This window comes from Microcystis sp. M53602_WE12 (genome assembly GCF_030065455.1).
Classification (GTDB): domain Bacteria; phylum Cyanobacteriota; class Cyanobacteriia; order Cyanobacteriales; family Microcystaceae; genus Microcystis; species Microcystis aeruginosa.
In genome coordinates this window covers 1-13,758 of the sequence record NZ_JASJFB010000023.1, presented here as the reverse complement: position 1 = coordinate 13,758, position 13,758 = coordinate 1, and the positions used below count along the sequence as shown (strand labels likewise).

At 40.1% G+C, this 13,758-nt stretch carries 13 protein-coding genes; 3 read left to right on the top strand and 10 right to left on the bottom strand.

What is annotated here, in order from left to right:
* Positions 1 to 114: 114 nt before the first annotated feature.
* From PX482_RS00785 to PX482_RS00770, 4 genes are all read right to left on the bottom strand, one after another.
* On the bottom strand, positions 115 to 462 hold the full coding sequence (locus PX482_RS00785; protein ID WP_288094645.1) for a DUF4347 domain-containing protein: 348 nt from the start codon (positions 460 to 462) through the stop codon (positions 115 to 117).
* A gap of 172 nt (positions 463 to 634) precedes the next feature.
* Positions 635 to 1,132: a PIN domain-containing protein gene (locus tag PX482_RS00780; RefSeq protein WP_002756572.1), complete on the bottom strand. Its 498-nt coding sequence runs from the start codon at positions 1,130 to 1,132 to the stop codon at positions 635 to 637.
* Positions 1,129 to 1,374: a UPF0175 family protein gene (locus PX482_RS00775; RefSeq protein ID WP_002756573.1), complete on the bottom strand. Its 246-nt coding sequence runs from the start codon at positions 1,372 to 1,374 to the stop codon at positions 1,129 to 1,131. The genes PX482_RS00780 and PX482_RS00775 overlap by 4 nt, the downstream gene beginning before the upstream one ends.
* Before the next feature lie 168 nt (positions 1,375 to 1,542).
* A complete protein-coding gene (locus PX482_RS00770) occupies positions 1,543 to 2,571 on the bottom strand; it encodes a DUF4351 domain-containing protein (protein ID WP_002756576.1) in 1,029 nt (342 codons plus the stop codon).
* 27 nt (positions 2,572 to 2,598) lie between these two features.
* On the opposite strand from PX482_RS00770, the gene PX482_RS00765 reads away from it, so the two are divergent.
* Complete coding sequence (locus tag PX482_RS00765) at positions 2,599 to 2,817, top strand: hypothetical protein (protein WP_071824944.1); 219 nt, start codon at positions 2,599 to 2,601, stop codon at positions 2,815 to 2,817.
* 138 nt (positions 2,818 to 2,955) lie between these two features.
* On the opposite strand, the gene PX482_RS00760 is transcribed toward PX482_RS00765, so the two are convergent.
* On the bottom strand, positions 2,956 to 4,383 hold the full coding sequence (locus PX482_RS00760) for a glycosyltransferase family 2 protein (protein WP_002756578.1): 1,428 nt from the start codon (positions 4,381 to 4,383) through the stop codon (positions 2,956 to 2,958).
* A gap of 211 nt (positions 4,384 to 4,594) precedes the next feature.
* Between PX482_RS00760 and PX482_RS00755 the strand changes: the two genes are divergently transcribed.
* Positions 4,595 to 5,830, top strand: coding sequence for a bifunctional sterol desaturase/short chain dehydrogenase (locus PX482_RS00755; protein WP_002756581.1), 1,236 nt, complete (start codon positions 4,595 to 4,597; stop codon positions 5,828 to 5,830).
* A gap of 235 nt (positions 5,831 to 6,065) precedes the next feature.
* Here PX482_RS00755 and PX482_RS00750 read toward each other — a convergent pair whose 3' ends face one another.
* The 3 genes from PX482_RS00750 to PX482_RS00740 all read right to left on the bottom strand — a co-directional run bounded on the left by PX482_RS00750 (position 6,066) and on the right by PX482_RS00740 (position 8,189).
* On the bottom strand, positions 6,066 to 7,010 hold the full coding sequence (locus PX482_RS00750; protein WP_002756582.1) for an NAD(P)-dependent alcohol dehydrogenase: 945 nt from the start codon (positions 7,008 to 7,010) through the stop codon (positions 6,066 to 6,068).
* A 2-nt stretch (positions 7,011 to 7,012) separates the two neighbouring features.
* Positions 7,013 to 7,399 (bottom strand): hypothetical protein, encoded by a 387-nt coding sequence (locus tag PX482_RS00745; RefSeq protein WP_002756583.1) that lies wholly within the window; start codon positions 7,397 to 7,399, stop codon positions 7,013 to 7,015.
* Between the two features lie 85 nt (positions 7,400 to 7,484).
* Positions 7,485 to 8,189 carry an acyl carrier protein gene (locus PX482_RS00740; protein ID WP_052275519.1) on the bottom strand — a complete coding sequence of 235 codons (705 nt, stop codon included), beginning with the start codon at positions 8,187 to 8,189 and terminating at the stop codon, positions 7,485 to 7,487.
* A 520-nt stretch (positions 8,190 to 8,709) separates the two neighbouring features.
* Here PX482_RS00740 and PX482_RS00735 point away from each other — a divergent pair.
* The gene (locus tag PX482_RS00735) at positions 8,710 to 9,240 is read left to right on the top strand and encodes a universal stress protein (protein ID WP_002756585.1); all 531 of its coding nucleotides are present in this window, start codon (positions 8,710 to 8,712) and stop codon (positions 9,238 to 9,240) included.
* Here PX482_RS00735 and PX482_RS00730 read toward each other — a convergent pair.
* Positions 9,230 to 11,389: a ComEC/Rec2 family competence protein gene (locus PX482_RS00730; RefSeq protein WP_002756586.1), complete on the bottom strand. Its 2,160-nt coding sequence runs from the start codon at positions 11,387 to 11,389 to the stop codon at positions 9,230 to 9,232. The genes PX482_RS00735 and PX482_RS00730 overlap by 11 nt on opposite strands.
* A gap of 57 nt (positions 11,390 to 11,446) precedes the next feature.
* Entirely contained in the window at positions 11,447 to 13,258 is a 1,812-nt protein-coding gene (gene sppA / locus PX482_RS00725; protein ID WP_002756587.1) for a signal peptide peptidase SppA, read from the bottom strand.
* Positions 13,259 to 13,758 lie beyond the last annotated feature (500 nt).

Sequence of the window (13,758 nt, the reverse complement as noted above, 5' to 3'; positions counted from 1 at the left end):
TTTTTGTCCAATCAATTAGTTGGTGAACTTCAGGAAAAAAGAAGCATAAAAACGCTTCAAAATACTCGGTTAATGCTTCTTTCCAGGGTTCATCATAATTGGCTGTTGTTTGGTTCATTGGAGTTGTTTGCTTACTCGTAGGCTGTGAAGCGCGATAGCGTAACGCACCGATTTAATAATAGAGGTGGTGGTGGTAATCTGGGGATTTTGTTGTAAAAAAGCGGTGATCTGTTCGATTCCGTCTTCGTTGGGAGAGAGAATAACCGTGGCGACTTCTGGAATTACCCCAGCTTGGAGACTTTGATAATCGCTAACACCAGCATCGAGGAAAACTAAGGTAGCGGTTAAACGCTGATTTCTCGCACTATCCACCCGATTAGCTTGACTCAAGCCATCAGATTGAGCGAAATTGAACAAAACATCGTCAACAGCAGGAAAGCCCGGCAAAAGGGTAGAAGTCATGACATTAACCGCAAAGGATGACTTCGACTATTTTATGCAAAGAATCCCGAATTTTTCAAGGGGGATATAACAAAAATTAACATTGATTACAAGAAACCGGGTTTCTCAAAGGAACAAGAAAACGGGTTTTCTAAATAGTTTCTCGCAGAAACCCGTTTTCTAAAATCACAACTTAATCTAATTCATTTGCCGTTTGCAAAACCTCCTCATAAAGTTGACGACTGATGCGAAAATTTGCTTGGAGTATTAGAGCATCGATTATGGGTTGAACCTTAGCAATCAATCCTCTATTTTTAGCGATTAAAAGAACTCCTAGAACCCCCGTAATTGACAGCCCCAAACGCACAGCCTCCCTCCGTCCAAGACGCTCATCAATTAACAATTCATCTGCTTTTAATTCTAAGGCAAGAGCGATTGCTTCTGCTTCGCCAAGATCTAAATTATATTCATTCCTCAAACAAGCCACAAGTTCCAAATTAGCGGCTTGTTTAACCTGTATCCAGTTCAGAGAAATTATCGCTTTAATGCGGATATCTTCCTCAGTTAAATTGGCTAATTCATTGGCAACTGCTTGGGGAATAACAACATTAGTATAAATATCTTTTAAGATTGACAGATAGCCAACAAGAGCAAGACTGCTGAGAGGAGAAGTATCGCTAATAATAATCATAGCCAACCTTTCTCTTTTAAATGCTTAATATCTTCCTGAAACTCAGCAACATCATAGTGAATACAAATTCCTCGTTCAGAAAGCATCCGTTGAAACTTGATTTGATTAATACCTAATAACTCACTTGCTTTTCCTAAGCTAATCTTATCTTGTTGGAATAACATAACAACAATTTCCTTCAACAGTTCATCCTCTGATAAACCACTTGCTTTAATCACTTCTTGGGAAATAACTAGAGTCATATTTTCTCCGTATTTTGATAAGAATTATACAAATGCTATCCTATGTTTTGCGGTCTGTCAATTCCCTTTGGCAGACCTCACTTCTAACTGTTAACTGTTAACTGAAATTCCCTCTCCGAAGCAATCTTACCCCTTGTCATGGCGAAGATGCGTTCGCTAACGTCAAACCTAGGCAGTTAAAGTATTTAACCAACTGATTAAATCTTTAACTGTAGAGAAATCGAATAAAGCTTCTGCTAATGCTTCGACATCATCAATACTTAACTCCATAATTTTAGTTTCCAATGAAGGATTAATCTCCCCTAACTTTCGTTTAAGTTGACGAAGAATCAATGTCTTTTCCCGTTCAATACCTTGTTCGATACCTTGTTCGATACCCCGTTCAATACCTTGTTCGATACCCCGTTCGATACCTTGTTCAATACCTTGTTCGATACCCCGTTCAATACCTTGTTCAATACCTAGTTCAATACCTTGACGCATCCAACTGGTGGTAATTTGCATAACTCCCTCCTGTACGGGTTGACTAAATGTGCTAATCTCTTGTTGAAATTGTATCTCTTCGACCGGATTTAGATTGAGATAAGTATCAATAAATCCAGAAATTAATTGCATTCTCGCCGCATCTAACCTTAAAGTGATTAACAAGCGCAGACATTCCGCTTTTACCTTGGCTCGCTCTTTCTCGGCAATGTTCATCTTCGCCATCAAAGCTGAAGCAACCGGATTCGGTTGATTAAGAAAATCTCGCCAATTTAATCGATTTAACTGCACTACTTGATAGTTAAATTCTAACACCTTAAAATCGGGAAAATCGACTACATATTGACTAATCGCTTCTCTTTTTGGCTTTGAATAAGAAAAAATTACAATCGGATAAATCGGTAAGACAAATTTCTCATGAAAGCGAGCAAAATAAGTAAACATTCGCCGGTTAAACCACTGGCGGGAACTTTCCTGCGCCTCCACATGAATCAGAAAAAAAGATTCTTTTCCTCGAAACTTAACTTGTGCGACTAAATCGCTTTCATACCTTTCTCCTTCGGTGACATCGGTAAATACTTCTTTGTCTAAAAAAGTAATCGAGTCCCTATCTAAATAATCGATCAATTGAGGGAAAAACAACTCAATAAATTCGACAAAAAAGGTGGAGATTAACTCCTTAAATAAGCGGTCATGGTCAATATTATTAGTCATGTAATATCATCTTAACTAATCTGAGCGATGAATGACTACTCTTCTGTATTGTATTCTGAAAAGTCGGTTTTGGCAACGGATTGTTATGATCTCACCCCCTTAACCTACGAGGAGAGGGGGATGCTTCCCGCAAAAAAAACTACAGAAAACGGGTTTCTTGAAGAAACCCGTTTTCTCGAGAAAAAAAACTGGAGCGAGCGCTTTTCGCCACCCCAGTGCTGTCACGGAATTCAATTCTGTATCTAAATTAACACATTATTGGTAGCAAGCATGATTAAGGAAATTGGAAATTTTTCCCAAAGGGGTTTCCAAAGGCTGTAACCTTTACTGACAGGGGATTTCAGTCCTGATAAGTCCAAAGTTTTGGGAGTCTATCCTCGAAAATTAAACTTCGGCGCTGAGATGTTCCCCCAGATGAACGGTTTTCACCCATTTTAAACGTTTAGGACGCAAAGCCATCCGCAGGCTGACACTGGGAATAATAATAAACCAGTGCATCATATAAATCATGCCGCGAATGGTTTGAGCAAGGATGTCCAAACCAAGAGCGAAAGTGAATTTTTTACCCGTATTGACTCGGATTAATCCTGTCACCATCCCCCAGAGAGAAAGGGAAAGAGCCAAACCAGTTAAAGGAGTTAAAATCGGAGCTTGATGACGAGTAATAGTGATTAAAAGATCGGGAATAGCGGCCGCAGGTAAGATATATTGAACGATCAAAAAAGCAATTAAATCAAACTTTTTCGGCCAAGGCATGGGAGACTTTAAAATTGCTTTCCAATAGTCGAGATAACGCTGAAAACCACCTTCGGCCCAACGATTGCGCTGATGCCATAAAGCGATCGCAGTTGTCACCCCTTCTTCCGCTACTGCGGGAAAATTTAAGATATTAATTTTCCAATTATCGATATGGAGACGAATAGTTAAATCAAGATCGTCGGTGATCGTTTGTTCATTCCAACCCCCGCAACGATTTAAGGCACTACGTCGGACAAATTGACCATTTCCGCGCAATTCTCCGATCCCTCCCACTGCGATCCGTTGCTGTTGGAAACAACTATCAAAGATCATTTCTACCGCTTGTCCCTTTGTCCAGAAGTTTTCGGCGGCATTGGCGATCGCTTTTCGCACCTGTACCGCACCTACTTCTCGATCGTCGAACATCGGGACGACATGACGCAGTAAATCGGCGGATAATCCCGCATCGGCATCGAATACGCCAATAATTTCCCCGTTAGTCAGGGATAAAACCTGATTCAAGGCGCCGGATTTGCCACCTCCGGCATTAGCAGGACGATGGAGAATTTGTAATTGGGGATATTCTAAAGCAAGGCGATCGAGAATTGCACCGGTGTTATCGGTGCTATAGTCATCGACGATCCAAACTTCTAACTTATCTTGGGGATAGTCTAGATGACAGAGATAATTAACCAGTTTCGTGATTACGGTTTCTTCATTTTTGGCCGCTACTAAGAGGGACACCCTGGGGACAGAGGCTAAATCCTGATCTGGTAAAGGAACTGGCGGCGTTTCTGGTTTGGTGAACAGCAGCCGCAAAGCTTGCCCCGATAGTACCATAGTTAAGGCGATAATTGCCCAATAACCCCAACTAAGCCAATGAAGTCCGATAATTATTGTCCAGATCGCCATGAGGCTAAAAGCCGCTTTCTGTCTGCGTCCCGATCGGCCTTGAAAAATTTCGCTCCTAAATTCGTCCTCTTCGTCTTCGGGATCGGACCAGTCAGATAGGAGGGAACCAATCGGGTCTAATTCTTCGTTATCATCCTCTCGCGACCAATAATTTTCTGCCATAATCGACTCAGGTTAAGTAACTGTTCCAGTAGACGCTTGTTTCTTGCTTTATTTTACCGAAAATTGTTAAAATTTTTAACAGAATCTTAAGTTTTTTCGGGAAAGAAACCCTAGTTTTTCAGGCTATTGGTTTTTTTTGCCCGATAAATGCGCTTTTTCGGCTAAGATTGCTCTGTTTACATTCGTTGAGAAAATTTAACATTTATCCCCTATGTCAAACCTGCTCCTCTGTGTCGGACTGATTTGTGGCTCAATTATTTGGGTGGAGATCGTGCGTGATAGCTATCATGCTCTGGCCCACCATTGGCAGCCCCTTTATCGTCTGCACGTCTGGCATCATCGGGTTTTTCGTCCCGATCTGTCGGTAATGAGCGAGGAAATTTATCGTCGGGCGCACTGGTACAATGATGTACCAGAGGCCTTGGTGATGTTGGCTGCCAGTGTTTTACCTGTACTACTGGCCTACTCTTGGGGGTTCGATCGCCCTTGGTTGGGTTGGTTAGGTTCCCTTTATACTTTGACTTTTCTCAGTACGGCGATCGGTCGAGGTTTAGGCATCGCCAATCTGGAGGAATTAACCGATTTAACCCATCGTCCGGGGCAATTTGAGAGTTTACCGGCTCAATGGCGCGTTAATCGTACCTACCACTGGCGACACCATTTTGATAACCAAAAGGCTTATTATTGTGGAACTTTCACCTTTATGGATAAATTGATGGGGACGGCACTTTCTCTTAAGGGTAAAACGATCGCCATTACCGGAGCGAATGGAACCTTAGGGCGATCGCTGTTAAAGTACCTACAACTGAAAGGAGCTAAGGTAATCGCGCTCACTTCCAGGGAGAATGCGATCGCTATTGAAATTAACGGCGAATCAGTACCTGTAAAAACCGTGAAATGGCAAATCGGTGAAGAAACGCAACTTGAGGACTTATTTAGGTCTGTAGATATACTGATTTTAAATCATGGCGTTAATGTCCACGGCCAAAGAACCCCAGAAGCGATCGAATTAGCCTACCAAGTGAATACTTTTTCCGTCTGGCGTTTAATGGAATTATTCTTCAAAACTGTCCGCACTAACGAGCAAATTGCCCGCAAGGAAGTCTGGGTGAATACCTCGGAAGCAGAGGTTAATCCTGCCTTTAGTCCCCTCTACGAACTCAGTAAACGAGCGATCGGTGATATGATTACCCTGCGTCGTTTAGATGCCCCCTGTGTGGTAAGAAAGCTAATTCTTGGCCCTTTTAAGAGTAATTTAAATCCTCTGGGTATTATGTCCGCCGATTGGGTGGCTAAACAGATTATCAAGGCGGTACAGAGGGATAGCCGCAATATTATTATTACTATTAATCCCTTGACTTTTATCACCTTCCCAATTAAGGAATTCTCTGTTTCTACTTACTTAAAACTATTTACTCGTTCCCCAAAAAATCGGGAAAATCCCTAACTATTTAGGGTTTGCAGCAAAAAGTTTGTTGGTGGGGACAGGGTGTGGGGTGTGGGGTGTGGGGTGTAGGGTTTTACCCATTTTCAGGGGGTTAATTACCTAATTTTCAGGGAAAAAGTCCAGGGATTTTCCCCCCGATCACTCCCATATCTGGTACTTTTTGATTGACAAAAGGTCTAAAAGTGTTACCCAACAAGGTTTTCAGATTTATTCAGCAAACCCTAACTATTTATCCTTAATCGGGGATCAGGACTATTTTTCCGCGCACTCTTTCCGATTCACTATAATTATGAGCTTCTACCACCTGGGAAAAAGTATAGGTGCGATCGATTCTAACAGTTAATTTTCCCGATTCGATCGCTTCTTTGAGAAATTGCCAGTCAGACGCTTGTGCTTGAGCAAAAAATATCAGTTTCCCTTTTTGGGGCAACCAAGCACCGAGATAATTTAGGAAGATAATTCCGGGATTTGGGAGGGTGGTTATATAGGTGCCTTGGGGTTTTAAAAGCTGACGACAGTGCCAAAAAGAAGACTTAGCCACAGCATCGAAGATTATATCATATTTCTGCTCGGTTTTTCTCCAATCTTCTTGGGTATAATCGATAACTTTATCTGCTCCTAAAGAGGTGACATAATCGATATTTTTACTACTACAAACTCCATCTACTTCTGCGGAGAAAATTTTCCCTATCTGCACGGCAAAGCTACCCACTCCTCCCGATGCACCATTCACTAAAATCCGATTTCCTGCTTGAATACCGCCAAAATCCCGCAAGACTTGCAAAGCGGTAGAAGCGGCTAAAGGAGTGGCGGCAGCTTCAATAAAACTCTGATTATGCGGTTTTTTAACTAATAGGGAAGCGGGAATAATTGCATATTCAGCATAGGTTCTACCGGGTAATTGATTGAGAAAACCAAAAACCTCATCTCCGATCTGGAATTGTTCCACCTGACTGCCTTTTTCAACGATAATTCCACTATAATCAAAACCTAATTGCAGGGGAAATTTATTACCTGTGGCTATTTTGAGCATCCCCCGACGAATCTTCCAATCAATCGGATTAATTCCCGCTGCCATAATCTTAATTAAGACTTCCTTAGCTTGGGGAATTGGCTTTTCTATGTCTATGTATTGGAGAACATTACTATCGCCATAGCGATTAATGATAATAGCTTTCATAATTAAGAAAAAAGTTGATAAAATAGTAGAGGAGCAAAAGTAATGACCAAGAGAACCAAAATCCAAACTCGTCCCGCTAAAAGATTATAATCTTGCCCTAATCTTGACCAAGAGTGACCGGCGATAAAATGGCCGAACAGAAACTCAAAACCCACTGTTAATAGTAACCAAATTAAACCGATGGTAATTGCTTGACCGGAGGATTCTAGACCCAAAAAATAGACAAGAGCGCCAATATAAAGACTAAAAAAGAGGATTCCTGTCAGGGTAGAAATTTGATGGGCGCGCAGTTCATCGAGATATTTTCCGTAGGTGGTTTCTCGGAGGATACCGTTACTAACTCCTATTACGATCATCGGTAGCCATGCGACAATGTAGCGACTAATCATAAGTTGTTGGTTTAGAACTCGCTCTAATTGGATTATAGCTATATTTGGCTGATAACTTGAGATATTTTCGTAAAAATTAATATTGTTACTTGCCTAAATTTTCAGCCAGATAATCAACTAGCTTTTTCACTGTTGTAAATTCTTGGCATTTTTCTTCTGAAAGTTCTAGATCAAATTCTTCTTCTAAAGTCATGATTAATTCAACTGTATCAAGTTCATCTCCTCCCCAATTTGAGACTAATAAACCATTACTACAAGAACCATAAGAACTATAAAAGCTAGAAGAACTATAACTACTGAGGGTTTCCTTAGATTTTAAATAAAATAGTTCATCATCAATATGTATCTCAGACTTTTCCACATCTAATTGATCACTAATTATCTCTTGAACTTTGATAAAAATTGCCAGTTTTCGTTCATTGTCTTGTGACGTTATTTTCTCGGTATCATCATTGTTTTTATCGTTAATAACAGCATTAGCTTTTTGTTCTGCTATTTTAATAGCTTTCTCTTCATTGATTCTCCTTGATTCCAATAGACTGGATTGACTGAAAAATAACTGATATCTCATAACTTCAATTCTAGAATTAATTAAGTTTCGTATTATATGAAATTCTACTTTATGACCACTTTCCTTGTAAATTCTTGTGGCTAAATCCCAAACAATCTGATCGCGGTTTGCTTCTAGCTGGTTTAATTTTTCTTCACTCAGAGATACCATATCATCCAAATACTGATTGATCATCATTGCCAGAATTTGCATCTCATAATTTTTGCTATCTTCATTCATTCGACTAGATCCTCTGCTGCAAAAAATCTCAACCATATTGTATCTTAAGATAAATACTTTTATAAAAAATCTAGGGGTGCATCTCACATTTGCAGAAATACCGACAATCAGCAATTATCAGTGACTCTTAGATGATTACAAATGTATCAGCATCTGGCTGTAAGCATCCCACCGAAAAGCTAATGCGCTCCGGGGTTTGGGTAGGGTTGATTCATGAATCAACCCTACCTTGAATCAACCCTACCTTGAATCAACCCTACCTTGAATCAACCCTACCTTGAATCAACCCTACCTTGAATCAACCCTAGGGTATCGTCTCGGAGTCTCCCCAAATTGTTAATTTTTTTGGGGATTTAGCTACATCATCCGAAAAATGTCACACTAGAGGTAGGGGAGCGTCAACTATCAGTCATCAGCTTTCAGCAATTTTTGGCTATTTCCCCAGGGTATTGCTGGCAGCCGGTGGGAAAAAAGATTAACTTCAACCCTGACTTTATCTGCTATCGAGGAGGTTAATTCGATGAATAATACGGAAACACTCTCAGTCGATCGGGATACCAACAAACTCTATAATAAAATTCTCGTGGCTGTGGATTATCAAGATGTCACTCCAGAGGTATTGAATACGGCTATTCTCTTAGCGAAAACCTACGCTAGTGAGTTGCGGATTATTTATAGTCTGTCTAAACCTTTGACTCCCTACACGGAAACTTTTATTTATGGTAATCTGATCGGTTATGGTGGCGGTTATCCCCCCGATATGATCGCCTTAGAACAACAAATCACCGAAGAAATGCAAGCGGAATTACAAGCTTGGTTAAACGGTTTAGTCGATCGAGCTAAGGAGGATAATATCATAGCCCGGGCTGATTATTATATCGGTGATCCGGGCCAGAAAATTTGTCAAGTTGCCCAGCAAGAGGGGATAGATTTAATTATTGTTGGTCGTCACGGTCGATCGGGTTTATCTGAGTTAATCTTAGGTAGTGTCAGTAATTATGTGGTACATCATGCTCCCTGTTCGGTTTTGGTGGTACACATCACTCGTTAATTAGAAAGGGTTGAAATCCATTTTTTGCTGTCCATTGAATCGCTCCATCTCTCCCGGTCCAGTAAGTCTTAATACCAGACTTTCTCAGTTTATTTCTGGCATTACGGGAGAGATTGGTGGTGACAGCGATCGCTGTTTGTGGTCGAATTGACTCTAACCATTGTTTATCTAGATTGCTTCCCTGCCATAATAACACTAGGGGGCTAAATTCTTGGGATAAATTAACGGGAATTTTCGGGTTGACAATCCATAGCCAAGATTGATTTTTTACCTGAAATTTAAATAAATTTTTCTCGATCAATTGTCCAGTAATTTCGCCGAGATTAAATTTTTCTAACTGGGATAAATTAATAGTTTTTTGAATCGGTATGTCCTCACTGATAGTTGAGAATTGCGCCGAATTATTGACGGTTATTGCTCTTTGTATTTGATTAATTCCCTCCTGTCGCAAAAAGGGCAAAACTGTATAACGTGCTGTTGCGGGTTCCTCCCCATTAATTAAGAGAGTATTTCCTTGATTTTGAATAATTATTACCGGTTGCGATTTGGTGGCTAAAACTGTCACCTGAGTTAAAGTTAAATGCTGATAAATAATCGGTATTAAAATTAAAGTGAGGATAAATAAACCGATTAAATGCCACCGTTGACGAAACCAGATATTAAAGCAGATTAAGGTAAGGCAAATATAAATAATTAACATCACTCCTAAAGATAATTTACCTGTGGAGTAGGTACTAAAAGGAAGCAGACTAAAAAAGGTGGTAATTTGCAGTAATAACTCTAGAGGGTAATAGAGAATACTAGCGCTGATACTGCCCAAAGGGGGATAAATTAAGCCTAAAAAGGCCGTAAAAACTCCTCCTAAACTAATCAGGGTAACTAGGGGAGTTGTGATAATATTAATGGGGATATTATAAAGAGCGATCGAGTTAAAGGTAAACATTAATAAAGGCATAGTCCAGAGACTAGCAGCTAGACTAATAGCTATAGGTTCAGCGATTAAATTAGGTAAATAGTCAATTTTATTTTTCAGCAAAGGAACGGTAATAATTAATCCCAAAGTCGCTAAAAAACTTAACTGAAATCCTAAATCCCAAATCCAGAGAGGTTGCCATAATAATAGAATTGTAGCCGCTAGTAACAGGGATCCTAAACTATTAACTTGTCGATTATAAAGCAGACCGATTAATGCCCCAATTCCCATCAAAATCGCCCGCAGCACTGAAGGTTGTAACCCAGTTAAAGTGCCGTAAATTATTAAGATAGTAAGGGCAATAATAAACTGTTGTTTGGGGGATAAATTGCGAGTAATAGTTAAAACAAATCCCAACAAAATAGCCACATGAAAGCCAGAAGCTGCTAAAATGTGAGCTAATCCAGTTTTAATAAATAAATCAGTGATTTTTGCTGGCAAATTAACCGCTTGTCGTCCGAGGGTAATCGAACTTAATAAAGTCCCTTTTTCCTGGCCTAGTCTTTGAATTTGTGCCTCAACAATGCGCTGACGAATCTGCCAAATTCCCCAATTCGGTGATTTTTTATCGATAATTATTTCCCCTTTTAAACCAGCAAAAGCACCCTGACGCGCCAGATAATTAGCAAAGTCAAAAGCATTGGGATTATTCGCACGACGGGGACGATAAAGTAATCCTTTAATTGTTATTTCTTGTCCGGGATAAACCTGATTTTCTGCTAGATTTGGTAGAGTAACGTAGAGTTTACCCGTGGATTTTTCTGTCGGTAAATTCTTGAGGCTAAATTCTTTTACTTCTAACCAAAATTGTAAATTTTCTCGGCGATTGAGACGAATTTCTGATATAATACTGCCCGTGATTTTAATAGAGTTAACCACATTATTTTTTAAAAGATGACTGATATCATTTGCGGTGGGGTAAGGAGTGCGAATTTCTAGATAAACAACGGCAAATATAGCTATTAATCCCCCCATCAGCCAAATTTTTCTAGGGGGACTTTGCCACCAAAAACGACGGATAAAAATCGTGGTTAATAGGGTAATTAGACTAAGAATAACAATTCTAATTACCACTTCTTGCCATCGGTTTAACTGGGGACTAAAATCTACCAGACCTGTAGATAACAATCCCAAAATATAGGCTAAACCGAGAATAACGCTATTAGGGCGATTCATAGAAATTTTTGTCGTCAAATAATTTCAGAATTAGCGGGCATTATTTTTACCTAAGTATCAGCGAAAATCGAGATTAAAAAGTAACTTAGCATAAACACTATGGGGATCGTTAAATGTAGGTAACTTCAATAATTCCTGCTGAAAATTTTGCCATTCCTGCGTCAAAGGGTGATTATTTTTAGTTAGAGGAGGAAGATAGGTTTGCAAGAAATTAGAGACAAGTTCTTCTTGCCAACTTTGCGATCGAGGATATTCTTTAAGACTCCAATCATCTCCTAATTTAGCTGTTTTGGCTGCGTATTGTACTGCCGCTTCTAGGCCACCGATTTGATCAACTAAACCAATTTTAACCGCATCTTTTCCCGTCCAGACGCGACCTTGGGCCACAGTTCTTACCTTGTCTGGGGATAATTTTCGCCCCTTGGCTACCGTCTCGATAAATAAATCATAGAACCGATTAACTGCCGCTTGATAAATTTCTAATTCTTGGGGATTTTTCGGTCTGGTAATAGTAGATAGATCGGCTAATTGTCCAGTTTTAACCGTATCCCAATCGATGCCATTATTATTAGCAATCTTCTGGATATTTAACAATAATCCAAACACACCGATCGAACCAGTAATTGTATCATTATCGGCAAAAATTCTTTGACCCCCCATCGCAATCCAATAACCCCCAGAAGCTGCCACATCACCCATAGAAATAATTACTGGTTTTTTCGCATCTAAACGCTTAATTTCTCGCAGAATCACCTCGGAAGCGGTGGCACTTCCCCCCGGACTATTAATTCTCAAAACTACCGCTTTTACCTCCTCCTTCCCTTGTAATTTTCGCAATTCCTTCGCCAATTTATCCCCACCGATTTCGCCTCTATCTCCCTGACCTTCTACGATTGTCCCTTCTGCATAAACTATCGCTATTTGATCGCTACTATCTTCCTCCTCATCGAGAGAACTAGCATAATTAGCTAAAGAAATTTGCGAAAAGGAGCCAGAGTTTTCCTCCTGATTAGTTTTATTTTTTGCTTCTCCTGTCAAATCCTTTGCTAAAGCAATTACTCGATCTAAATGGGCCACTTCATCAACAAAACCCGCCTTTTTCGCTGTGGTTGCTTCCAGAATACCTTGAGTATCAGAAATAGTTTGCACCTGTTGGGGTGTTAAATTGCGACTTTTGGCCACTGTGGAACTATAATTAGACCAAATTGTATCGAGTAGGGTTTGCAGCTGCTGACGATTCTGGACACTTAAATCCTGACGCGTATAGGGTTCCACCGCACCTTTAAAAGAACCCACTTTTACCACTTGTACCCCCACACCATATTTTTCTAGTGCATCGGCAAAAAAGGTTTGTTGACTACTTAAACCATTAATTTCCATTCTCCCCACGGGATTAATAATCACCTTTTCAGCAACGGAAGCGAGATAATATTCCTTTTCCGTCCATTCCACATCGTAGGCGATAATTTTTTTACCCGATTGGCGAAATTTTGCCAAAGCTTGCCGCACTTCCGTCAGGGTAGCATAGCCATATTCACCGACAGTGCCGCGACCGTAGAGTAACAGACCGACAATACTATCATCAAGGGCGGCCTTTTCGATCGCCGCTATCACCTGTCGCAAATTTAAAGTGATCCGACTCTCACTGGTCAAACTATCGGCTAAACTTGAACTAGGGGGAGCATCGCTGATATTGGTGGCTAAGTTAAAAACTAAGACTGATTTTTCCTTAACTGAGGAGCTATCGCTAGAAATCAGGAAAGAAAGCAGTAAAAATGCTAATCCCCCCACACCTAGGGACGAAAATACCAATAATCCCAATAAAGTTCCCAAGCAACTAGCGAAAGTTTGTTTAAAAAACTGACCCATCGGTTTTCATCTACTACTAATTATCCTGTTTCCTATTGTAGGGATTCCCCGCCCAGAAACAAGTTTTTTATCTGACTGCCTGACACATCTTGGTGAATCACCGACAGGTTAAGACACGGATGCGAGAGAACCAAATTCGGTCAAAGAAATCTTGTTTAGCTGGCTTTGAAGCAAAAATTGGTTCGAGGGATGAAACCCTTATAGAGAAAGACATTCGGCTATTTTTGTCAATTGTTTTCGCTCTAGAACAAAAGTGGTCTAGATTTTTTACTTCTATCTTTGACATTTTTCTTGACTTGAATATTTTTTGAGAACTTTTTTAGTTTCTCACTTTTTCTGCCCCAAGAGCATAAGTATAAATAGGGTCTGCTGAATAAATCTAAAAACCTTGTTGGATAAGACTTTTGGACTTTTTTCCCCTCAAAAAGTGCCAGCCATTGCGGGGATCGGGGGAAAATTCAGGTACTTTTTCCCTGAAAATTAGGTAGTTGACCACCTCA